Below are 23,683 nucleotides of genomic sequence, written 5' to 3'. Positions count from 1 at the left end.
TTTGAAAGCACAAGAGAGTTTTGAATTCAAAATTTCAGACGCGATAACTGTAAGTTTACTCCTTAAAACTTTCCTCCAATTACCCATTACCCATTACCCATTACCCGTTACCTACCCATCGATCCTTGACCAATGACCAAATCTTTCAATCCGCTCTCCCCCCTGATTTCGACAGTCTCGGTGATGGATCGCTATATTGGCACCGAGCTGGTCGCGCCTTTCCTATTTGGCATGGGATTCTTTTCTTCCATCGGGGTAACGATTGGCAGTTTATTTGACCTGATGAGAAGGACTGTGGATGTAGGTCTACCAGCATCGCTCGTTTTGAAAGTCCTGCTGTTAAGTCTGCCACAGTTTATGGCGTATGCCTTTCCCGCCTCAGTGCTACTGGCTGCCTTATTAACCTATAGTCGTCTCTCCGCTGACAGTGAGTTGGTTGCCCTGCGTAGCTGCGGGGTGAGTATTTATCGATTGGTGCTACCAGCGATCGTCCTGAGTTTTGTTGTGACCGGCATCGCCTTTACGTTTAATGAGTATGTAGTACCCGCGGCGAACTATCAAGCCAAAGTTAGTCTAGATAAAGCTCTAAATAAAGAAAAGCCATCTTTCCAAGAACGCAATATTTTCTATCCAGAATATACGAAAGTCAAGCTACCCAATGGTCAAAGAGAGCAAGTGCTAAAACGCCTGTTCTATGCAGAAAAATTTGACGGTCAGAAGATGGAGGGATTGACAATTCTAGATTGGTCTCAGGAGGGTCTCAATCAAATTGTTACTTCGCAATCTGCTGCTTGGAATCCAGGACAAAACACCTGGGATTTTTTCAAAGGCACGATTTATTTAATCTCTCCCGATGCTTCCTACCGCAATATTTTGAAGTTTGAACACCAACAGTTGCAGCTGCCTCGTACCGCCTTGGATTTGGCAAATTCTGGGCGCGACTACGGCGAAATGAATCTTGCACAAGCCAGAGAACGGCTGAAATTAGAACGCCTCAGTGGTAATCAACAAAAAATTCGCAAGCTTCTGATCCGCATTCACCAAAAAATAGCTTTACCCTTTGCTTGTGTCGTTTTTGGTATTGTGGGTGCCGCTTTAGCCAATAGACCGACTCGCACCAGTAAAGCGACGGGTTTTGGGATTAGCGTGATCGTCATTTTTGCTTACTATTTGTTAATGTCCGTCGGTGATGCTCTGGGACTAAGTAACTTCCTCTCTCCCGTGATTGCTGCTTGGTTACCGAATCTGTTTGGATTGGGAGCGGGGGCGTGGTTCCTGCTTCGAGCTGCCCGCTAAACTTTAAGGTAGTGTCATCGTCAGTCGTGTAGGGACGGTTCTCGCTCAAGATATTGAGCAATAGCGAAGCATAACGCACTGTGCAAATTACTGTTTTTCTCTCCCTAATTGATTGGGGAGAGAAAAAGTTGCACATGGCCTAAGCATATCTATAAACCCACCCGTTCTTGGTAGAGGCATATCTGTTCCCTGCCCCTCAGTGAGTGTTTTTCGGTTTCTAGTAACTAATGCTCGTTGAGCGATCGCAACCTTTCTAGCTTCCTAAATTTAAACTTTAGTAAACTAAAAGCTTGGCTAAAATTTTACAAAAATGAAAGAAATCTTTTAACAAACTGTATATAAAGACAGTTCCTGTTCAAGGCAATAGCGTATAAAATCGACTTACAATCCCTTGTGCAAGTCGAGCTGCACTACAGCTTATGTCATCCTCCAAACAAGTCCCTGCCTCCATCCGCTATCTCAAAGCACGGTTACGGACATTCACGCGCCCTGCGTTTTGGGGATCGGCGATCGCACTGGTGATGATGGTGATAGGGGTATGGGAGTACTGGGTACACCCAGAATGGCTTAACAGCCTTTTAGATGGAGAAACGGAGAGTGGGCAAGTCGATTCCGCAGACAATCCTTCGGATGACCCAAACCTTTCTCAAGAAAGCAGTGTGATTGGCGCTGATATCGATAACTTGCCCGCGCTCATGCAGGAATTTAATCGCGGTACTAATCAAGGCGCTGGCAAGAAGGGAAAGGAAAAAGCTCAAGATCCCACCCAGCAAGAAGGTTTATTTGAGCAACTGACTCGCAACCCGGCGACTGCTTCTAATACAGAATCGACCATGCAGCCTCAAGCGATCGCAGGAATCCCCAAAGCTCCGCAAAACTCGAACAATCCATTTCTGACATCAGCACAAGATTTATTAAATACTGGATTAAATGTTGGCCCCCAGCCCAATACAGGGGCATTTTTGGGATTGACACCCACGAACCAACAGGCGGTAAATCCTACTACAACAGCAACCTCTACTCCGAATCTAGGCTTTGGCGTGCCCAATTTAACTAACCAGAACCAAAACGTCCTGCCAGTCAACTCCCTGCAACAAGCGTTGAATCAAAATTCCGCAAACCAAGCAGTAAACGCATCGCCATCGGGAAATACGTCTCAACAAACGCTTCCCAATTCCACATCCACTGGGCAAATGGCACCACCGCCAGCAAGTGCCCTAGCGAACACTACAGGCTATAGCACTCCCTTACCCACGACTAGCAACGCTACTCAGGGTTCTTCCACCCCGAATTCTTACACCTATTTAACCCAACCCCAGGCGGTTCCTCCCGTTGTAGCACCTGCTGTCCCCGTAACACCACAGATAGCACCGCCAGTGGCACCGATAACGACCAGTAATTATGGGCAGTACCCATATGGAGCGAACACTCAAAGAAGCGGCTTCAACAGCAACTCTGGTTTTGGCTCCAATCTTGGTAATTCCGGAGCGCAACCGGGTCAGTTGAACCAGCCTAACTTTACAGCTCCTCGTCGCGTTCCAGGACGCTACATTGGTGGGGGTCAGATTAATACTTTCTCAAATCCATAGCTGTTAGCAATTAGCTGTGGGTTGGCGAGCTAATTGCTAATCGCTATTGACTAATTACTTTGGAAGTATTGGATGATGGCGGAGGCAAATTCTGAGCATTTCAGAGGCTCCACCGGCGGTTCCATGAGTCGAGCCAAATCATAGGTCACTTCGCCGTTAGAGATCGCCTGACCGAGGCCATGCTTAATCAAGTCAGATGCCTCCTGCCAGCCCATAAATTCCAACATCATCACGCCTGACAAAATGACCGACCCGGGGTTTACCCGATCGAGTCCAGCGTGCTTCGGTGCGGTGCCGTGAGTCGCTTCAAAGATGGCGCATCGATCCCCAATATTGGCTCCTGGCCCCATCCCCAGGCCACCGACAATCGCTGCCGCTGCATCTGACAAATAATCACCATTCAGGTTCATCGTAGCGAGGATGGAATATTCATCCGGTCGAGTCTGAATCTGTTGGAAAATGCTGTCAGCAATTCGATCGTTCACCATTACCTTGTCTTTCCACTGACCGTTGCCGTGGGTTTCCCAGATGGCATTGAGAACATCTTCCACTTCACGGGTGATTTGGGCTTTTTTCTCTGCCGTCAAGGCGTCGTACCCAGGCTCAATCTGACGGGCGTTTTCTTCCAAGGTAATCTCTGGATTACGGGCTTTGTTGTCCAGAATCCATGATTCTCGTTCTGTAACGCACTCAGCGCGAAACTCAGCGATCGCTACTTCGTAACCCCAGTCCCGGAAAGCGCCTTCGGTGTACTTCATGATGTTGCCCTTATGCACCAGCGTCACCATCTGTTTCTGCTTGGGTAGCCGCAGGGCATTCTTGATCGCACGGCGCACTAGGCGCTGGGAACCCGTCTTACTAATTGGCTTGATGCCGATTCCAGAGTCTAGGGGAATTTGCTTTTTGCCGTGTTCTGGCGTAGCTGGAATTAGCTCATTATTGAGGATGTCAATCAATTTGTTGCCAATTTCGCTGCCTTGACGCCACTCAATTCCCAGGTAGATGTCTTCTGTATTTTCTCGATAGATGATGACATCGAGTTTCTCCGGGCTTTTGTGGGGAGAGGGGGTGCCTGGGTAATACTTGCAGGGGCGGACACAGGAGTAAAGGTCAAAAATCTGACGCAGTGCCACATTCAGCGACCGGATGCCGCCCCCAATCGGGGTTGTTAGCGGCCCTTTGATGGCAATCCCGTATTCTTTAATTGCGTCTAGGGTATCTTGGGGCAAATATTGGTAGGTGCCGTACTTCTCACAGGCTTCATCCCCGGCGTAGATTTTGAACCAGCTGATTTGTCGCTTGCCACCATAAGCAGCTTGGACAGCGGCATCAAAGACCTTCTGGGCGGCGGGCCAGAGGTCGATGCCCGTGCCATCTCCGCGAATGAAAGGAACGATCGGGTTGTCTGGAACAACGGGTTCGCCATCTTTGAAGATGATACGTTCGCCCATGTCAGGAGGAGTGATTTTTTCGTACATATTGCACTTTTGTTGGATCTAGTCTAGCCAGACAATATTTTGACAGGAAGACTACCAAATCGGCTGATTCGCAAAAGTTTCGGTTAAGCTTTTTTGCAGTTTAGGCGGTTTGATTGCCATGATGTTCGCAAATCATCCAAGCTGAGGCAGGGCTGCTAGGAGGCTGTTACCTCATTTTGGATTTTGGATGGTGGAGACGAGATTAATCGCGTTTCTACGAAGGGGACGTTGTCAGAAGTTTAAACCAGGCACCAAGGAGCGCAAAAAAGGATTACAGACCTAATAATAGTCTCTAGAAGTGTGACTGGGATGAAGGAATTAGCGCTTCAAATCAAAACTTTGGCATCTATTTAGCCAAGAGGCTCTACGAGAATGGGTCGAACGGCTAATTTTTTGAATAATCTTAAGCGCATTCTGTCATCAGCCTTTATGCTGATCCTTTAGGCTGATAATAAAGTAGACTGAGGGCGATCGCTGGTTTTGAGTCCTTCAATCTCACCAATACTGGCTGAGAAACTCTTGACGCTGCCAGATAACGTCAAGCTGATATAAAAAAGAGATATGCTGCACAAGCCGCCTCTGCCCTTTTCACAAAAACCTCAACTTACATCAAAGCGGGATGAATTCAGTTTGCAGACCTAGGCTGATATGGCCCCTGAAAGGCGCTCTTCTAGAGTAACGATGAAAAAAATTTTGCTCGTTGATGATGATAGAACCCTGCGAACTGTCTTGACACGCTACCTGCAAAACCAGGGGTATCTGGTTCAGGATGTAAGTTCTGGTATGGAGGCACTAAGCGCTTTTGAACAAGCTCCACCGGATTTGGTGGTCAGCGATGTGATGATGCCGGAGATGGACGGTTTGGAATTCTGCCGACGCCTGCGAACAACTCCTATCGGGCAATTGGTACCGTTTATCTTTTTGTCAGGCAAAGGAGAGCTAGAAGACCGAATTCAAGGTCATACGATTGGGGCAGATGATTATCTGACTAAACCCTTCGATCCCAGGGAATTAGTCGCAAAAATTGAAGCTCAGCTAGAGCGATCGCGCCGCATCCATGCGGAAATGGTACGGTTGATGCAGCAGATGGCAACCAGTTCCACTGCAGCGACAGCAATCGGAGCGCTGGGTTCTGCCACCTGCGAGCCACTTCCGTTAACACCCGCAGAGCAAAGAGTTTTTTGGGAGGTGATTCAGGGATTTACCAATAAACAAATTAGCGATCGCTTGTTTATCAGTCCGCGCACCGTTCAGACCCATCTTAGTAACATCCTCAGTAAGCTGGAACTAGAGAATCGCTCTCAACTAGTTCGATTTGCCTTTGAACACGGATACCGACCTCCCACCCATGAAGAGCCGTGAGAGATGAGGCAGTCATTGGTAATTGGTAATCAATTTTTAAGTTGTAGAGACAAGGGTTGATCGCCTCTGAATTTTAAATTAAAAATTTTCTGATAACTCAAAACTCAAAACTTATCGCTCAAAACTCTCATTACCTATGATTTCAGGCGTCTATACACTAAATGAATTAAGTCAAGCGATCGCGGCAGATCCTAGCCGATGGCGACCGCTAGTATTTACTAACGGGTGCTTTGATTTACTCCATACAGGTCATGTTCGATATTTACAAGTAGCAAAGTCCTTGGGGCGATCGCTCGTCGTGGGGTTAAATAGTGATCAGTCCGTCCGTGCAATCAAGCCCCATCAGCAGGGATTGCCTCCCCGACCTATCGTGCCTGAGCAGCAGCGGGCTGAAGTTCTCGCCGCCCTTAAGCCCGTGGATGGAGTGGTAATCTTCGACTCATTGACAGCCACTGGCTTAATTGAAACACTCAAGCCCGATATCTATGTCAAAGGAGGCGACTACAGCTTGGAAACCCTGCCTGAAACACCTGCCGTTCAGGCATACGGAGGTCAGATTGAATTGGTCAAAGTGGAAATTTCCACCTCGACCACAGCGATGATTGACCGCATCCTGCACTCAAATGATTAGCGCATTTGTCAAAAGTCATTAGTCATTGGTCATTAGTCATTGGCTACGGACTAAAGACTAGAGACTAATGACTAATGACTAATAACTAACAGCAACCTGAAATGACTTGCTTCATGACAGACCAAACGACTGCCGACCTACCATACACCAGCCAAGACCTTACCGACCTACGCTGCAAGTTTGAGTCGGGTTCTGAAAAAACGCAACTACAACTCCTCCCAGAACTTCTAAAAGCGGGTAATGCCGGTTTGGAGGTACTGATGGAATTTTTACGTAACAATCAGTCAACTCCTACCAATTTAGTTACAGCTAAAGCCTACCAGACCCTCTACAACGCCAATTTGCCAGCTGCAACTGAATTTCTTCAAACCCATTTCCCTTCCGGCATTATCCCCTTACACTCAGAACGCGGCATCGACTACAGTTCCCTGCAACACCTGCTCTTGCAACAAGACTTTCTTGCCGCTGACCGCCTAACCTTGCAAAAGCTGTGTGAATTGGCAGGTGCTCAGGCTGTACAGAGAAAATGGTTGTACTTTACAGAGGTAGAAAACTTCCCCATTCCTGATTTACAAACCATCAATAGCCTGTGGTTCCTACACTCGGAGGGCAAATTCGGTTTTTCCGTGCAACGGGAAATCTGGCTGAGTCTCGGCAAAGACTTCTTAAAGTTCTGGCCCAAAATTGGCTGGAAGAGCGGCAACAACTGGACTCGATATCCCAACGAGTTTACCTGGGATCTCAGTGCCCCTAGGGGTCATCTGCCTCTGTCAAATCAGCTGCGGGGTGTACGGGTGATTGCCGCCTTGTTATCTCATCCCGCCTGGTCAAGTTGAAAACTTCAAGGCTCAGGACTCAGGACTCAGCAAACAAGAGTGATGAGTGAATGAAGCAAGAAAGCCTGTTGCCAGCAGAAATGACTCTACTTTTCACTCTTGTTTTTCATCCTGGCTCCTCAATCGAATCACCGTCACTGAAGACTTGTCGGCTAGGTTGAGCCGAGTGCTAAACTCAACGCCTCCCTTGATTTTTGTTGCTTTCTCCTCCCTTGAAGGCTAAAGCCTTACGGCATGAACGCGCCTGCGCGACCTCAAACACCACGTCGCCAGGGCGGGAGAACCCCCGCTATTCTTGTCGTTCAACCTACGATAGAAGTCAATTTTGTTTAAACTCAGTGTCATTTACCCTTAGTCCTTTTTAACCGAAAAGCAAAACTCTCTGCTCAACGTGTTTGTTAGAGGCCTTCTTCGGGAACGCTAAGTGTAGCGGGATATTAAATTAAGTCATACAAGCAAAGCGTATGGGAGTAGGGATGGTAATGGCAGCCCCAGAAAGCAGACTTTTTTGTCGTTTGGATGGTTTGACACCGGCAGTACGAGAACAACAAAGGTTCGCTGCTTTGGGAGAATTGGGTCTACTTGAAGCAGAGATGGTTCCAGTGTTCGAGGAAGCTACTCAAACAGCAGCCCGATTTTTGGAAGCGCCGATTTGCATTTTAAGTTTAATGGCTCAAGACAAGCAGCGGATCAAAGCAGCTGTGGGTTTATCACGATTAGGGTTGATGAACGATCTCGCCACGTCCCGGCAGCTCCCACGCCATCAATCTTTGTGTACTTATGTGGTCGATAGTCATCAAGTTTTGATTGCTGGCGATACGCTAACAAATCGAGCGTTTGCTGAAACTGCTCTTGTGCAGCACTACGGCATCCGTGCCTATCTAGGGACACCGCTGCTATCATCTAGTGGAATCTGCCTGGGCACCCTGGCAGTGATGGACTTAGTGCCTCGTAACTTTACTAGCAAAGATATTGACTTTTTGGAACTTATGGCTCGCTGGAGTCTGAGTGAATTTGAGAGAAACCGTCTGTTTTTAGAAACGCGACAATTGGGGTCTTTAGAGCGTACCAACTCCAGCTATTGGTTTGCTAAGCCGTCGTCTAACGGGCAACCAGAAACGGGTAAAGACCTGGGATACAATGCCGCCTCGAACAACAGCAGTATGGGCAGCAATGCGGGTGAAGTGTTGTCCCTGACCCGTTCAACCCCTAGCCCCTCTGCAACTAGCTCCGTTAAAGTCAAACTGCTATCCCATCTGTCACAGGAACTGCGGACTCCGTTGACTTCAATTATGGGGATGGCAAGTGTTTTGGGACGCGAAGTTTATGGGCCATTAACGACCAAGCAGAAGGAATACCTGGAGATTATCCACAACAGCGGTCAGCACTTAGTGTCGCTAGTTGATGAAATTTTGTCTCTGGGAGGGTTGGATGAGGTTAGCCAAAAACTCGATTTCACCTCTGTGGACATCGAAATGCTGTGTCAACAGGCGATTAATAACCTGCAACAGATTGCGTCTGGGCGGCAGCAACAGATTCGTCTATCTGTAGAGCCTGGAAAGCGCATCTGGTTGCTTGACAAGGATAAAGTGCGGCAAATTCTTTACTACCTGATTTTTAATCTAATTAACTCAGGGAGTGCAGGGGGCGTGGTTCGCATTCATGTCTCTCGCAAAATTGAAAAGCTGAACATTGCGGTGTGGGTTTCTCATCCCTGGCTAGGAGATGGTCTGCCTCAGATTGAGTTTTATGCCCAGTCCGATATGTCGCCAAATCATCACTTAGAACCAGCTCTCTCAGAAGCCAGTGTTGCTTACATTCAAGAGCCATACTCCGTGCCGTCCCTCACATCAATGAATCAATTGTTGCTGAATGACTCTCGTGCCGCTGATTCTGCCGTCTCAGAAGGGCTGTCCCATTTATCAGTCGGCAATGGTTCTCGTGAAAGTTTGGGGTTGTTGCTGAGCTGTTTATTGGCAGAAATTCATGGTGGGCACATTTCTGTTCAAGGCTCTCCAGAAGCGGGATATCGCTATGTAGTCAGCTTGCCACAGGTGGATGCGGTGGAAACAATTGGTGATGATTGACGGACTAGAGACTATAAACTATGTACTTGGGTAATCGGTAATCGGTCATGGGAAATGGCTAATCGTTCATTGACCAATGACTAATGTGACCAATACCAATCACCCATAATCACTTCCCCCCTGACCTATCACATGAGTGTTTGGCAACAATTTACCTTGTCCAGTTTGCCGCTGTATCAATGGCAAAGTGCAAGCTATTTACATCGGTTGGTTGGTAGCTTGCGAAGCTGGCGGCAGAGTAGCGTCTGCGTGCAGTGGGCGGAGCCGTTGGGAGCCTTGTTTGTGGCTTTAGTGTTCGCTTTGGCTCCTTTTGTGTCAACGGCTCTGGTTGGCGTGTTGTTAGCTGCCGGTGCTGGCTTTTGGATACTGCTGACTCTGTCAGATGAGGCGGATTATGTACCGGGCGAAGCGCCTAAAGTTACTCCAATTCACTGGCTGGTGTTGCTGTACTGGGGCATTGCCACTGTAGCAACGGCTCTGTCGCCAGTGAAGATAGCTGCTTTGAAGGGCTGGGGCAAGCTAACGCTGTATTTGCTATTTTTTGCGCTCATGGCGCGAGTGCTGCGATCGCCCCGACTGCGTTCTATCCTGATCGCGGTCTATCTCCACATTGCGCTGATTGTTAGTGTCTACGGGCTGCGACAATGGTTTTTTGGGGCGGCGGCACTGGCAACTTGGACAGATCCAACGTCTCCCCTGTCTAAAACGACGCGAGTTTATAGTTATCTGGGGAACCCCAATTTACTTGCGGCTTATCTTTTGCCTGCGATCGCTTTCTCTCTGGCTGCTATTTTTGCTTGGCGCGGCTGGAGTCGTAAAGCGCTAGCGCTGACGATGTTTTCCGTTAATACTGCGTGTTTGATTCTCACGTTCAGTCGCGGCGGCTGGATTGGCTTTATATTTTTGCTTTTAGTCTTTTCGCTGATGCTGCTTTACTGGATCGGCGAACATCTGCCACCTTTCTGGCGGACTTGGTCGCTGCCGATTCTGTTAGGAAGTTTGGCGCTAGTGCTAGCGGTGGCGATCCTATTTGTGGAACCAGTGCGCGATCGCGTTTTTAGTATTTTTGCAAGTCGCAAGGATAGCAGTAACAATTTCCGGGTCAACGTTTGGGAAGCGGTGATTGAGATGATCCGCGATCGCCCGATTTTAGGGATAGGCCCTGGCAACGAGGCTTTTAACAAAGTTTATCCCCTTTATCAGCGCCCGCGCTATACTGCCTTAAGTGCTTATTCCGTTTTCCTGGAATTGGCTGTAGAAACTGGCTTAATTGGTTTTTGCTGCTTTATGTGGTTGCTGATTGTCACCTTTAACCAAGGATGGCTACAGCTAAATCGTTTGCGGCAACTGGGCAGGCGTGAGGGCTTTTGGCTGATAGCAGCGATTGCCACGATATTTGGTCTATTAGGACATGGTTTGGTAGATACAGTTTGGTATAGACCGGAAGTAAATACGCTTTGGTGGATGATGGTGGCGTTGATTGCTAGTTATTACACTTTCTCACCGAGTAGCGATCGCACTCCCCACACACTAACGGAACACAGTTAATCCGATTTCCCTGTTTGATTATTCATTAGTTTTTAGACTTTTTTCGGCACCTACTCCGTCCAAAGGCGAGCGAAAAAACAAGGACTCGCAAACTCTTGTCCAAACAGGACTCCTAGAGTGGATGGAGTTGTACTCATGACTAAAAACTAAAGACTCTGACTTTTGATTTATCTGGAATCCAAACAAGTTTAGAAAATTTCAAAAGCAAAAAGGCAAAGGAAAGATTTCCTCTTCTTTCTTTTGCCTTTTGCCTTTTTTAGTGCCGTTAATTTTCCTATAAGCCACCCGTTTTTTTACTCTCTGTAGCCGGTACGACTTACTGGATCTGGATCGCGGTAACGGGTTGGTTCTTCATGCTTGCGACCCGCTAAGCCTGCTAAACCAAGCAGCCCCAGCAAGCCCAACCAGCCCCAATCAAAATTGCGATCGCTTTCAACGGTTCTAACGTCTTGGCGAGGATCGGTGTTTGTAGTTGTATTTGTATCAGTATTCGTTTGAGCAGAAGCAGGCACAGTCAAAGGCAGAACCGCCATGCTTAAGGAGAGAACGCCAGCTCCAATAAATTTTGATAAATCAGATCGTTTCATAAATAAGGCTCCTTGTCCGTTCTTCATCACAAACTTATAGATTTCCCTCCAAATCAGAATCAATCTACGGCTATAAATTAAAAACTTCTAGACTCTAACTATAGAGATAGAAAATGTCTCTTCTTTCCACCATTCTCTCCCTCTTTATAATTAGGTAATTTTCAGGGTATAAACCAAATTTAACTTTTTAAGACTGGGGATCAATAATAAGCTTGCGAATTCATGTGAGTTTGGCTTAAGCAGCAGGTAGTAAATGGTAGTCAATGGTGATAGAGGGCTGCTTGGTTTGGTGGCTCTTGCAATCAATCCGCACACCAGGTTGACCAGAAAGTTGCCCGACTGCGGTGAGGGAGCAGCCCATTTCTGCAAAAAGGCGCATGGAATTCTCTTCTAAACAGACTAAACCTGCAAGACAAGGGTTCTAAAGTCCCCGTACCGTCTGAACTCTGTTTGATAAAAGCTCTCACAACTTCTGCCCTCTTCATCTCAAGGAGATAGAAGTTGCCAGGATTTACTTTTCTCCAGAGATAATGGCACCCATCAGGGTGTCTCCCTGAGGTGATGAGAATGCTCGCTCCGAGAAATGTTCTTCAACTGGTCAACTTCAACTGGTCATTCAGTGTCTCAATCATCGACCGCTTCCGCAACACCGTAAACGTTCTCGTTTACGGTGTTGCAGCCTATCAGCGAAGCAATTGTGGCTGCGGACAGGGTTTTCAAACCTTTAGAACCAGTTATCGACACCGTAGAACTTTTCTTTTTATCTGAGCATGGGACAAGCAGATGGATGGAGAATTCAGCAGTTTCGGCCTATCTGTTATGGCTGTTCTTTATCCCGAACTCACGGTTACGTAATCTGCGTAGGCTGTCAGCATTGTGCGTATTACCAGTTCCCGCTCGTGTTTTAACCTGACTCTGGAAATTTCCCCATTCTTGAGAATACTGAATTTTTATGGATAGCGCTGTCAAATAAAAAGCGCTATCCGCAAAATCCCTGAAAAGCTTTCAGAATATTTACCGATGTGCTTCAAAAAAAAAGTTTTGAGGTTGAGGAAAATACTGCTTTAAATTCAAAATTAATTAGTAGCTTTGTAAGTGTATTTAAGGGTTTTACGTAAATATTCAATACTATGAAGAAGCCAAAAAGAATTAGAAAAGCTGTAGACAAAGAATTATGATTTCAGTTATTAATAAACAAGGAAAAGAAAACACACGTCTGCACCGGGCTTCTAAAGTAAAAATAAACTCAATTATTTTGGATGTATTTGCCGGTTGGATGGGGTGAAGTCGTTCATCGCCTTGGTAGAGGTACTCAAATGAAAATCAAACTAATTACTAGTCTGCTCGCCGCTGCTGCTGCCCTGACCGGCGTCATCTCTGCAACTGCACCGGCATCGGCTGAGATTAACTGGGGTTCTGTAAATACTGCACCCACAAAGAATGCATTGAGCCAATCTGATGATTTTTCAAACATCAGCACGCTTATCGATAGCTTAAATACGCAGATAAATAAGTCTCAAGAAAAATACGCATTTCCAGACTTGAGCCTTTTAGGCGGTAAATCATTTGATTTAAGCAAATTAACGTTGCAAAACGATACTGATGTTCGTGCTTACTTCGTCAATGAAGGGGCGGATTATAACAATCAGCTAGGTTATCAAGCACTTGACAGTAACGGCGACATTGTCAAAGATGGAATGGCTTTCTGGGAACTCAACAGCACAGAAAGTATTAGGGAAAACCAAACTAGCTTTACTAATCTAAAGCAAGGAGATTGGGTCAACTTAGGCAACTTCAGTAAAGGTACAACCCTGAATTTCCAGTTGAACGCCAATAGCTTATACGGCACCAGCAACTCCTACGGCATTTACAATTCTGCTTTTAATGCTCCTAACCCTGATGGGCTACAGCACGCCAGAGGATATCTCTTTAACTCCCGTTACCTGGTGATCGGTTTTGAAGATTTGTACGGAGATGGAAGCGAGACTGGCGTGACTCCAGCCTCTGACCGGGATTTCAACGACACAGTTTTCATCGTCGATATCGGCAACCAAAGTCTGCAAAGCGTACCTGAACCATCTGCAACGTTGGCACTGGTAGCTGCAAGTACGTTAGGGATGTTTGGCCTGCGTCGCCGCCGCAACAGCCAAATCAATGGCTAATCCCCTGGCCTATCGCTGATAATCTTTGCAAGTTCAATTAGTCAATAACCCCTGTTTCTAGCCTGCACCCTGCGGGCTTTTTTATTGGAAGCTTATGTAGCAGCTGCTTCGCTGTAAGTTTAGCCAGTGAAGCAGCGCATAGATTAGGATATTTCCCCTAGGGGTAGTTAAAATCATTCAGGCTGAGCCGTGGGATGAGATATCTAACAGCTTGTTCGCCTTAAGCGAGCAATCTGAGGCATTGTAAAGAATATCTGCTCTCTGGCGCTAGCTAAAATAAGGCTATGTCTCAATCTACCTCTGCCTCCAACCCCTCTCACTCCGCTGCTAGCTCATCTGATATGCGGCCTGTCTTCATCCTGGTGGATGGTCACTCGTTAGCCTTCCGCGCCTACTTTGCCTTTGCTAAAGGGCGGGATGGAGGCTTAAAAACAAAGACTGGGATTCCTACCAGTGTTTGTTTTGGCTTCCTCAAGTCGTTACTGGAAGTAATAGCATCCCAGCAACCTCAGGCGATGGCGATCGCATTCGACCTCGGCTTACCCACTTTCCGCCACGAAGCCGACGATACCTATAAAGCTGACCGCGCTGAGACGCCAGAAGACTTTATCATCGACCTGAAAAATCTTCACGACCTTTTAGATGCCTTCAATCTGCCAATTGTGACGGCACCGGGGTATGAGGCAGATGATGTCTTGGGAACGCTGTCACAAAAGGCGAGTGCGGCTGGGTATCGGGTAAAGATTGTTACGGGCGATAGAGATTTATTTCAACTGGTTGACACTGCAAAGGAAATTAGCGTTCTTTATCTCGGTCAAACCTTCTGGCAACGTGGCAGCAATACAGGGCCAGTAGAATTTGGGCCAGAGGAAGTTAAAGAGAAACTAAAGGGCATTACACCAGAGCAGGTTGTCGATTACAAAGCTTTGTGTGGCGATGCCTCCGACAATATCCCCGGTGTCAAGGGAATTGGCGACAAAACAGCCGTGAAGTTGCTTACAGAATACGGCTCCCTGGATGGGATTTATGCCTCATTGGATGAGATTAAAGGAGCAGTCAAACAGAAGCTGGAAGCCGGGAAAGAAGAGGCATACCGTTCCCAGCACTTGGCAAGGATCGTTCTTGATGTCCCTCTAGACGTTAGTTTAGAAGCCTGCCCGCTGAAGGGATTTGATAACGCCGAGCTAGAACCGCTGCTAGAAAAGTTAGAGTTTAGGACTTATCTAAGCCGAATCAAGCAGTTGCAGCAGGCATTTGGCGGTGTGGCAGAGGAAGCTAAACCCGTTGAATCTAAAGAAGAACTTGAACAAATCACCTTTGATGATGGCGATTCCTGGTTTTTCAGTGCCGCTGACACCGAAGCGGCTAGCAAGGCAGCCACAAATGCTACGAGTAAAATAAGCGCCCAAATTATTGATACTCCAGAAAAACTGACAGAACTGATAAAGCAGCTGCAAACTTGCACCGACCCTGACAAACCAGTAGCTTGGGATACGGAAACGGATGCCCTAGAACCACGCGACGCCCAACTGGTGGGGATTGGCTGCTGCTGGGGCATCGAGCCATCTGAAGTTGCTTATATTCCCACGGGTCACAAAACTGGTGAAAATCTGGATAAAACGGCTGTCTTAGAAGCGTTGCGTCCGATTCTCGAAAGTGTTGACTATCCCAAATCGTTGCAGAACACCAAGTTTGACCGGCTGGTGTTGCGCTGTCAGGGAATTAACTTGGCTGGGGTGGTGTTTGATACGATGCTTGCCAGCTACGTGTTAAATCCAGAAAACAGCCACAATCTCGGCGACTTAGTCTTGCGGCATCTGGAGTTAAGTATCAGTAATTATGCGGATGTGGTGCCCAAAGGCAAAACGATTGCCGATATGGATATTCAGACGGTAGCCTACTACTGCGGGATGCAAGTCTATGCCACTTTCCAGTTGGTACTAAAGTTACGAGAAAAATTAGAGGAAATCCCCGCTCTTCAACGGTTGTTACGGGAAGTAGAACAACCTTTAGAGCCAGTTTTAGCCCAGATGGAATATGTGGGCATCCGGATCGATCCAGCCTATCTCCAGACACTCTCTCAAGAACTGGAAAAGGATTTAGCGGGGATTGAGCAAAAAGCTTATCAGGAAGCTGGAGAAAAATTTAGCTTGGGTTCACCGAAACAACTGAGCCAAATTTTATTTGACAAGCTCAAGTTAGACACCAAAAAGTCTCGGAAAATTCAGTCGGGTTATTCTACAGATGCGGCAACGCTGGAAAAACTGCAAGGCGATCATCCACTTGTTGATGCCGTTTTAGAGTACCGCACCCTCTCCAAGTTGAAATCTACTTATGTGGACGCTTTACCGTTGCTGATACGTCCCGATACCCAGCGGGTGCATACAAATTTTAATCAGACAGGGACGACGACAGGGCGATTGTCTTCTTCTAATCCCAACTTACAAAATATTCCTATCCGCACAGCGTTTAGTCGGCGAATTCGCAAAGGATTTGTACCGGAACCTGGTTGGTTACTGGTTGCAGCTGACTATTCACAAATTGAGCTGCGGATTTTGGCTCACTTGAGCCAAGAGCCGGTGCTGATTGAGGCATACCAGCAAAATGAAGATATTCACAGTGTCACCGCTCGGCTGTTGTTGGAGAAGGATACGGTGACATCTGAGGAACGCAGATTGGGGAAAATTATCAATTTCGGCGTAATTTACGGAATGGGGGCGCAGCGATTTGCGCGGGAAGCTGGGGTGAAGGCGACAGAAGGCAGATTGTTTATCGATCGGTTTAACGAGCGCTACCGTAAGGTTTTTGAATATTTGGAGCGGGTGAAGCGGGAAGCGATCGCTCACGGTTATGTCGAAACTATTTTAGGACGCCGCCGTTACTTTAACTTTGAGGGCGGCAGTCTCCGCAAGCTGCAAGGGAGCAATCCCGATGAAATTAACCTTGACAAACTCCGTAATTTAGGACAAGCTGACGCCGGTTCGCTACGCGCCGCAGCTAATGCTCCCATCCAAGGTTCTAGCGCCGATATCATCAAAATTGCAATGGATAAACTGCACAAAGTTTTGCAGAATTACCAGGCGCGTTTATTATTGCAAGTTCACGATGAATTAGTGCTTGAAGTTCCTCCCTCTGAATGGGAAGAACTACAGCTTAAAATTCGTTCCACAATGGAAAATGCGGTTTCTTTGAGTGTGCCATTAGTCGTTGATGTGCGTGCAGGGCAGAATTGGATGGAAACGAAGTAAAAAACTGTAGTTTCGACAGCCTTTCCTGTATGACTGTTCGATTGGTGGTTAAGCTCAGCGTGGGATAGAAGCGCGATCGCATTTCGCTGCACCACTCCAACTGCTAAAAGCCAGTAACAGGCGTCCGAAACTATTGGACAATGGAAACGTCTGTCCAGATGGACTTTTCTTTTGTAGTAAATATTTATAATGACCGGCACTCGCAAACTCATCCAAAATTCTCTTATCTGGACTGGTGCAGTTGTTCTCATCCTTGGATTGGTGGGATGTGAAGCTATTTTTGGTTCTCCTACTTACCCGGTTAAGCGAGTCAGCGATGGGGATACTCTCGCCGTGACGGATCGCAGTGGGAAAAACATCAACGTGCGTTTTGCTTGTGTGGATGCTCCGGAAGTTCCCCATTCTAGTAAGGAAAAAGCAAGCAAAAAAGCAGTAGATCAAAATCAATTCAAGTGGGGAATAAAAACCCAGCAACGATTGCAAGAATTGGTACAGCAAGGAGGCGATCGCGTTCGCTTAACTGTGACTGATACTGATAGGTATGGGCGTAAAGTTAGCGAGGTGCGCCTGCCTGACGGCACTTTTGTTCAGGAAGTGTTGGCAAAAGAGGGGCTGGTACTGGTGTATCGTCAGTATCTAAAAGATTGCCCTAGCGCTGCTATCGTTGAGCAAGCAGAAGCTGAGGCGAAAAAGAGTCGGCGCGGCATTTGGCGTGACTCCAAATTTCTGCCGCCGTGGGAGTATCGCAGTGAGAGTAAGTAGCAAAGGCTGATAGTTAATTGCAATGGACAATAACCATCAAAAGTCTTCGTCAGCATACTCACTGGCATCTTCTGATTGAGACTGATTACTGGAAGGCGATCCCCAAACAATAGGCACGATTGCACTCCCAATCGCCCCCGCGCCAGCACTAAACGCTAGCACGACGCCTACTGGCATCCGGATCGACTGGAAAGTTAGAAATTTCACCGATACCGGCGTGATGTTTTGAATGGACAACAGAGCGATCGCTGCGACGGAACTGGCTAAAATCAGCGAGGTAAGCAGGTTGGTAAGGGCTTTCATATTGATAATGGCGACTGAGTAAGTTCCTGCTACCAAGTAGGAGCAAGAGCAATGCCCTTGCTCCTACCGATCATTTAGACTGTGACGGGTTCCAGTTTGTTAATGGTTTGTTCCATTTGCTGGGCAATTTGAGTCATTTTTTCTGGAGTATTCGTTTCCAGATAAACCCGCATTAGCGGTTCTGTTCCGGAAGGACGCAGGAGTATCCAACTGCCTTCTTCTAAGTAGAGTTTAATCCCGTCTTTGCGCCCTACTTCTTTCACTTTAATTCCTGCCACTTCTGCTGGGGGATTTTTGGTGAAATCATCGATTACAGCGGCTTTGTGGGCGTCCTCTAAGTGCAAATCGAGACGTTTGTTGTACAGAGGACCATCGGCTTCTGCGATTACTTCTTCTACTAGCTGACTTAAAGGCTTGCCTTCGTAAGCGATCGCTTCTGCGACTAGCATATCGGCTAAAATCCCGTCTTTTTCGGGAATATGTCCGATAATGCTCAATCCACCTGATTCTTCGCCGCCGATCAATACCTGCGTCTCGCGCATTTTCTCGCCGATGTATTTAAAGCCTACTGCTGTTTCGTAGATTTCCAAGCCGTACTTAGCAGCGAGGTTATCCAGCAGGTGGGTGGTGGCAACGGTGCGGACAATTGCGCCAGTTTTGCCTTTGTTTTTGACTAAGTGACGCGCCAGCAGCAGCAGCACCGTGTTCGGTGTCAGCACGTTTCCTTGTTCGTCAACAATGCCGAAGCGATCGCTATCTCCATCCGTCGCCAAACCTAAATCTGCCCCGTCTTTTTTCACCGCTTCGACGAGTCCAATCAATTCCTCTCCCTTCGGTTCTGGCATTCCACCGCCAAAGAGAACATCGCGATAGGTGTGGAATGCCTCTGTATCGCAACCACAGCGCTCCAAAACAGTATCCAGGTAGCCACGAGAAGTGGAGTAGAGGGCGTCGTACTTCACCTTTAGCCCTGCGCTCTTAATTCGCTCTACATCCAGCAGGGTGTAAATAAACTGGAGATAATCTGGCTTGGGATCAAAGGTAGAAATCTTGTTGGCATTGTTGCCACTCGGCGGCTCATCCGTAGCGTCTTCAATATTTGCTACAATTGTATCCGTAATTTCCGGTGTAGCCGGACCAGCGTAATCGGGGATGTATTTGATGCCGCAATAGGGAGCTGGGTTATGACTGGCGGTGAACATCAGTGCCCCAGCAGAGTTGAGAAGCTTAGCGTTGTAAGCAATAACTGGCGTCGGGCAATCTCGATCGACAATTTTCACCGTCCACCCAGCGTCTGCCAAAACTTCGGCGGCAGTCCGGGCGAATTGGTCGGCTAAAAAACGGGTATCGTAAGCTACTAAGACGGGACGGTCTTTGGAATAGGCGTTTTCGAGATAACTCGCGATCGCCCGCGTTACTTTACACACATTGGCGAAGGTAAAGTCATCGGCGATAATCCCCCGCCATCCATCGGTACCAAATTTGATCTTGTTTGAACTGCTGGCTGCGCTCATCTTAACCACTTCCTCTTGATTCCACCTAAATACTACAAGACGCCTATCGCTTCAATCTCGCTACCGGATGACAAATGGTTTGTATAAACTGAACAATTTGTTCGCACCGGCAGAAAATCTAGCTGAATCTGAGGATACGATAGACCCAACCCTTAATTGCAAACAAGGGTAGCAATCAGGTGTTAATTGCCGTTGCAAATGGTAAATTAGCTGCAAAAGCAATATGAGCCATCCGCTATCGCCTCGCGCCTGCCATTAGGAAAATCATCTCAAAGGAGCCGTAAGCCATTGTGAGCCAGACAGACACGCCAAACCTACAAACGCTTCAATCTGACGCAACTCGCCTGCGCGAAGAGTTGCAGATGCGAGATCAACTGGTTCAGCAGTTGTCTCAAGAACTATTCCGGTTGGTTAAGGGCAATGCTAATTTTATGCCCAGACCGGAAGTTTCTGAGCGGCACATGGCTCAGATGAGAGCGCTGCGAGAACAACTGCAAGAGGTCGAACAGCAGGTAACGTTCTACCAGGAACAAATTACAACCCGCGACACCGAGATTTATCAATTGCGGCAGTCCGTACAGGAATTGACCGACCGCAGCCGGATGCTCGAACAAGTGGTACAGGAGTTGCCACAGATTTATCGCCAGAAATTTGCCGAACGCATGGCACCCGTGCGGGAGAAAGTGGCGATGCTGCAACGGGAAAACCGTCAACTCCATGCCGAGTTGCAAAGTGTCAGCTACCGTCTAGCTGTCAGAACCCGTCGCACGACGACCGGACTCGATCTGCCCAGTTTCCCGCGTACGGGTGTTCGTAATAGCCCGATTCCAACCTTTGGTCATGCGTAAAGTTCTGATTGTGGTTGATGCTGCTGATGAACTTCCGGTATCGCCCACAATAGCCGAAATTGTTTCTGCCCTCAAGCAAAGCGCGCTCAATTCCCCAGTACCGACAACGATACAAATTGTAGAGACGCAATTTATTGCCTCAGTCTGGACGGACTTGCAAAACCAAGCGGAAACTCTTTGGTGTCCTTTAACGCTGAATTTGCCAGAAAGCTTGGAATTTCCAGCCCAATCCCTTTATCAGGCTTGCCGCGATGTGACTGGTTTACGCCAGTTGGTGGAGCAATTAGGAGCGACGACGGGTGTCGGTGATTTCTGGTTGCCAATCGTTCTTACGGCAAAGGGGCCGCTCTACGGCGAGGTAATTGGTAGGGTTGAGGATGATGAAAGTAGGCGCTTAGAACCGACTTTGAAAGGTTATCGTCAGCCGGTGCATCTATCGGATATCTGGCGTCAGCCACTGTACCAACTGGGGCATCGATTGCTGCAATTTTTATCAGCGCCACCAGCTGTTTATTTATTACAGTTCGGCTTTCAAGAGCAAGGGATTTTTTTTGACCGACTTTTGCCGTTTCCAGGGGAACCAGCGATCGCTAGCATTAACGTTCAAAAGCCAGATTTATTTACCTGTCACTGGCACTGCTTGACGGGTCAAGCAATTTACGATCTCCAAATCAACGCCTTTCACGACTAAGAAGTCGCGGCTAGGCACTTGTAGGGACTCCGATTTATCGGGTTTCCCTATCTGGGCTATCGATCCCTTGAACTGGGCATGAATTCCGTGAAGCTCGATCCAACAAAATACGGCTTAGCACTACATACCAGCAGTCCTGAACTAGGTCTAGCACTCAATAACTTTTCTGGAGATTTCCGCTGCCAAACTTGGGATTTAGGGCGCGATTTATCCACTCATTTACATCATCATCTGGCTGAGTTTATTCAGCCGCAGATGTGGGCTGATTTGAAATTTATCTGTGTAGCAGTAGGTCCAGGCAGCTTTACAGGGACTCGCATCGGTGTTGTTACAGCGCGGACACTGGCGCAACAGTTAGATATTCCCCTATTTTCCGTCTCTACACTGGCATCTGTGGCTTGGTCAGAAGTCGGTAAAAGTAAACAGCAAGGCAATGGAAACAGTGAAGAATCTTCACTCAGTAATGCGATCGCTGTCCAATTGCCAGCTCAACGGGGTCAATTATTTACCGCCATTTATCAGGTATTGCCATCCAGTTCCGGACTCGCTCAGATGTTACCAGATAGCGTGATGACACCGGCAGTATGGCAACAAACGCTGGACAGTTGGCATCCCTATCAGCTAATTGATATCGCTGCTGGGGCTGGGCTAGGGGCAACCGTTTCGAGCCTACTAGAACTAGCCTATCTAGATTGGCAACAGGGGAAGCGTCCCCACTGGTCAGAAGCACTACCCTTTTATGGTCAACACCCCGTTGAGGAGAAAACATCTGGGTAGAATAAGCGGATGCGATCGCTTAAAGATATCAAACAGCCGACCTCTACAATAATTTCGACACTATCTCAAAAATTGAGATGTATCACCCCTTGGCGCTACTGTCGCATAGAAGATACATCAAAAATTCTGCTTGACATGGGAATCCGTTGATTAGTGGCTTTACTGTCCGCTACAGGGGAGCTAGAATCAGTAGCTTTATTTCCAGCTTTAGAAACAACAACTTGCTCAGTATTGGTAGAATTGACGGCAGTATTACCAACGTCAGATTTAACACTTGTATTCCACTCTGCGGTCTGTTCCGAGGAGCTTGAGTCGATAGTATCAACAATGTTACTTTCTAAAGGAATAACCGTTTGGGCTTGAGAATTAGCCGCAATTAAAATAGAGCTTTGAGTTAAAATAAAAACTAGAAAAGAAAAAATAAATTTAGCCACTTTGACTCAACCTCCTTCAAATAAATAATTAACTTTTGCAAAAGCAAAAATAATCTGTATCTATCTGCAATTACAGATAAAAATTTTGAAATCAACCCATAAATTTTTCTGCCGTAAATGTTTTCCAGGGTAGACAAATACAGCAAAATTTACAATTTCTATTGAGGTTGATTAAAGAGCGACAAATAACAATTAGAGATTCTTGTAGTTGCCACTATAATTCCTTAACCGAACCTTATGTCAATTTATAGCTTCTACTCTTCTATCTACAAGCGAGATAACACTGAAAATAAAAAAATATTAAATTAAAAAAAAGTAGACTTAGTAAAATTACGGTAAATTTGGATAAAGTTTTTGTAGCTAAATAAAGGTTTGATGAGGTGTAAACTGGCATTTTGCATCAGAATATCATCCTGAGCGACATCCAAGAACTCCTGCGATGTTGCACTTTGCTGAATGTGACAAGTGTAGATAGGGAAATTTTCCTAGAAGGAGAAGCTAGTCCGTAATATACCTACAGCGATTGGGTCGCTAGCGGGTGTATGTCCCGGTTCAAAAATAAAGACTACCCCTGGCGTGATGCTAATGTTGTCCGTTGCCTGCCAACGATAGAACGCTTCTACATGAGTGGTCGTTCCAGGTTGTCCTCCTTCTCTGCCCAAACCCGTATTGAAAAAGTCAGGGATATTATTTCCTACGGGCAAATCGCTGCTAACAATTTTTGGTGGTTGTCCAATATAAATTCCTCCCAAATTTCCTTGTCCAAATAAATCGGGAAAATTGAGATACACCATATAGTTAGTTGTTTCTACATTTCCCGATCTTCCGGGAATGTGGGAATTGGTATAACCAGCCCATCCACCTAACGAAATGCGCGGCGTAATTCGCCAGTTAATCGTGGCACCAACGGCATCAGTTTGCAGGGATGCTGAATTACCAGTCAGTGGATTAATAGCACTCAACTGGTCGTCTCCAATCCCAGTCAGCAAAGAACCATTGGGAGAGTAGTCATTAACATAATACAAAGTGATATCAAGCGGATCGGTTGGGGTAAGCGCTAGTTGGACACCTGCGGTATTGTGCCCGTCAGGTCGTCCATCGCTATGAAAAAATCCTGGAATAGTCGTTGAGTAAACCGCCTGCAAACTGGCACGTTTAGCAAATTGCCAATCAAAACCGATACCGCCACGACCAAAGCCAATATTCAGAATTGGGTTTCTTTGGGCAAAAGCAGAAATTGGACCTGTAGCAGCGCTTTCCACACGATTTGGGCCTCGGAAAGCGTAAGCCATATTTACTCCTTCTGTCCCCACGAGAACAGCAAATTTGTCGGTGAGGAGGAAACGGTAGTTTAGATCGCTCAAAATCACATCGTTATCATTAAACAATTCATAGCTCAGTAGGACATCGTTAGTTAACGTGAGTTCGGGTTAAGCAGGCAAGGCAGCATCGTTGATCAGGGAGGGCTTCTTGGGCTGGTGGCAGTAGGCAATTAAGCCGGCTATCAAATTGACGGCAAAGTTGACAGGA

General features: G+C 47.0%; 19 protein-coding genes and 2 pseudogenes. 13 read left to right on the top strand and 8 right to left on the bottom strand.

Features of this window, described 5'->3' with window-relative positions:
• The first annotated feature begins 132 nt into the window (after positions 1-132).
• Both NDI33_RS16315 and NDI33_RS16310 read left to right on the top strand, forming a co-directional pair.
• A complete protein-coding gene (locus NDI33_RS16315) occupies positions 133-1,296 on the top strand; it encodes an LptF/LptG family permease (protein ID WP_242031305.1) in 1,164 nt (387 codons plus the stop codon).
• A 419-nt stretch (positions 1,297-1,715) separates the two neighbouring features.
• Positions 1,716-2,885 (top strand): hypothetical protein, encoded by a 1,170-nt coding sequence (locus NDI33_RS16310; protein ID WP_190672657.1) that lies wholly within the window; start codon positions 1,716-1,718, stop codon positions 2,883-2,885.
• 50 nt (positions 2,886-2,935) lie between these two features.
• Here the strand turns inward: NDI33_RS16310 and NDI33_RS16305 are convergent, their stop codons facing one another.
• Positions 2,936-4,363, bottom strand: coding sequence for an NADP-dependent isocitrate dehydrogenase (locus NDI33_RS16305; protein ID WP_190672655.1), 1,428 nt, complete (start codon positions 4,361-4,363; stop codon positions 2,936-2,938).
• 681 nt (positions 4,364-5,044) lie between these two features.
• Here NDI33_RS16305 and NDI33_RS16300 point away from each other — a divergent pair.
• From NDI33_RS16300 to NDI33_RS16280, 5 genes are all read left to right on the top strand, one after another.
• Positions 5,045-5,725 carry a response regulator transcription factor gene (locus NDI33_RS16300; RefSeq protein ID WP_190438583.1) on the top strand — a complete coding sequence of 227 codons (681 nt, stop codon included), beginning with the start codon at positions 5,045-5,047 and terminating at the stop codon, positions 5,723-5,725.
• Positions 5,726-5,861: 136 nt separating this feature from the next.
• A complete protein-coding gene (locus NDI33_RS16295; protein WP_190413045.1) occupies positions 5,862-6,356 on the top strand; it encodes an adenylyltransferase/cytidyltransferase family protein in 495 nt (164 codons plus the stop codon).
• A gap of 113 nt (positions 6,357-6,469) precedes the next feature.
• Positions 6,470-7,192, top strand: a complete 723-nt coding sequence (locus tag NDI33_RS16290; protein ID WP_190413044.1) for a GUN4 domain-containing protein — start codon at positions 6,470-6,472, stop codon at positions 7,190-7,192.
• 482 nt (positions 7,193-7,674) lie between these two features.
• Positions 7,675-9,279: a GAF domain-containing sensor histidine kinase gene (locus NDI33_RS16285; RefSeq protein ID WP_190672653.1), complete on the top strand. Its 1,605-nt coding sequence runs from the start codon at positions 7,675-7,677 to the stop codon at positions 9,277-9,279.
• 132 nt (positions 9,280-9,411) lie between these two features.
• Entirely contained in the window at positions 9,412-10,827 is a 1,416-nt protein-coding gene (locus NDI33_RS16280) for an IctB family putative bicarbonate transporter (RefSeq protein ID WP_190438581.1), read from the top strand.
• 293 nt (positions 10,828-11,120) lie between these two features.
• Here NDI33_RS16280 and NDI33_RS16275 read toward each other — a convergent pair whose 3' ends face one another.
• Both NDI33_RS16275 and NDI33_RS16270 read right to left on the bottom strand, forming a co-directional pair.
• Positions 11,121-11,414: a WGxxGxxG family protein gene (locus NDI33_RS16275; protein ID WP_190413041.1), complete on the bottom strand. Its 294-nt coding sequence runs from the start codon at positions 11,412-11,414 to the stop codon at positions 11,121-11,123.
• Positions 11,415-11,649: 235 nt separating this feature from the next.
• Positions 11,650-11,793 carry a hypothetical protein gene (locus NDI33_RS16270; protein ID WP_190413040.1) on the bottom strand — a complete coding sequence of 48 codons (144 nt, stop codon included), beginning with the start codon at positions 11,791-11,793 and terminating at the stop codon, positions 11,650-11,652.
• Positions 11,794-12,730: 937 nt separating this feature from the next.
• On the opposite strand from NDI33_RS16270, the gene NDI33_RS16265 reads away from it, so the two are divergent.
• The 3 genes from NDI33_RS16265 (at position 12,731) to NDI33_RS16255 (ending at position 17,586) form a co-directional block, all read left to right on the top strand.
• Positions 12,731-13,576 (top strand): DUF4114 domain-containing protein, encoded by an 846-nt coding sequence (locus NDI33_RS16265; protein WP_190413039.1) that lies wholly within the window; start codon positions 12,731-12,733, stop codon positions 13,574-13,576.
• Between the two features lie 284 nt (positions 13,577-13,860).
• Positions 13,861-16,824, top strand: coding sequence for a DNA polymerase I (gene polA, locus NDI33_RS16260; RefSeq protein WP_190672652.1), 2,964 nt, complete (start codon positions 13,861-13,863; stop codon positions 16,822-16,824).
• Positions 16,825-17,013: 189 nt separating this feature from the next.
• Positions 17,014-17,586, top strand: a complete 573-nt coding sequence (locus tag NDI33_RS16255) for a thermonuclease family protein (protein ID WP_190425059.1) — start codon at positions 17,014-17,016, stop codon at positions 17,584-17,586.
• A 36-nt stretch (positions 17,587-17,622) separates the two neighbouring features.
• On the opposite strand, the gene NDI33_RS16250 is transcribed toward NDI33_RS16255, so the two are convergent.
• Positions 17,623-17,889 carry a LapA family protein gene (locus NDI33_RS16250; protein WP_190413036.1) on the bottom strand — a complete coding sequence of 89 codons (267 nt, stop codon included), beginning with the start codon at positions 17,887-17,889 and terminating at the stop codon, positions 17,623-17,625.
• A 74-nt stretch (positions 17,890-17,963) separates the two neighbouring features.
• Positions 17,964-19,403 (bottom strand): phosphoglucomutase/phosphomannomutase family protein, encoded by a 1,440-nt coding sequence (locus tag NDI33_RS16245; RefSeq protein ID WP_190672650.1) that lies wholly within the window; start codon positions 19,401-19,403, stop codon positions 17,964-17,966.
• Between the two features lie 290 nt (positions 19,404-19,693).
• On the opposite strand from NDI33_RS16245, the gene NDI33_RS16240 reads away from it, so the two are divergent.
• The 3 genes from NDI33_RS16240 to tsaB all read left to right on the top strand — a co-directional run bounded on the left by NDI33_RS16240 (position 19,694) and on the right by tsaB (position 21,719).
• Entirely contained in the window at positions 19,694-20,251 is a 558-nt protein-coding gene (locus NDI33_RS16240) for an Npun_F5560 family protein (RefSeq protein WP_190413034.1), read from the top strand.
• Positions 20,244-20,942 (top strand): hypothetical protein, encoded by a 699-nt coding sequence (locus tag NDI33_RS16235; RefSeq protein WP_190429186.1) that lies wholly within the window; start codon positions 20,244-20,246, stop codon positions 20,940-20,942. Before NDI33_RS16240 ends, NDI33_RS16235 begins: the two co-directional genes overlap by 8 nt.
• Positions 20,943-21,020: 78 nt before the next feature.
• Positions 21,021-21,719 (top strand): tRNA (adenosine(37)-N6)-threonylcarbamoyltransferase complex dimerization subunit type 1 TsaB, encoded by a 699-nt coding sequence (gene tsaB / locus NDI33_RS16230; protein ID WP_190672648.1) that lies wholly within the window; start codon positions 21,021-21,023, stop codon positions 21,717-21,719.
• A gap of 95 nt (positions 21,720-21,814) precedes the next feature.
• Here tsaB and NDI33_RS16225 read toward each other — a convergent pair whose 3' ends face one another.
• The 3 genes and pseudogenes from NDI33_RS16225 to NDI33_RS16215 all read right to left on the bottom strand — a co-directional run.
• Positions 21,815-22,153 (bottom strand): hypothetical protein, encoded by a 339-nt coding sequence (locus NDI33_RS16225; protein ID WP_190672646.1) that lies wholly within the window; start codon positions 22,151-22,153, stop codon positions 21,815-21,817.
• Positions 22,154-22,638: 485 nt separating this feature from the next.
• Positions 22,639-23,571, bottom strand: a pseudogene (locus NDI33_RS16220) (iron uptake porin); the annotation flags it as partial.
• 12 nt (positions 23,572-23,583) lie between these two features.
• Positions 23,584-23,683 (bottom strand): annotated as a pseudogene (locus NDI33_RS16215) (IS982 family transposase); the annotation flags it as partial.

The sequence above is a fragment of the Trichocoleus sp. DQ-A1 genome, assembly GCF_039961955.1.
Classification (GTDB): Bacteria; Cyanobacteriota; Cyanobacteriia; order Cyanobacteriales; family FACHB-T130; genus FACHB-T130.
This window is presented reverse-complemented; position numbering and strand designations above follow the sequence as displayed.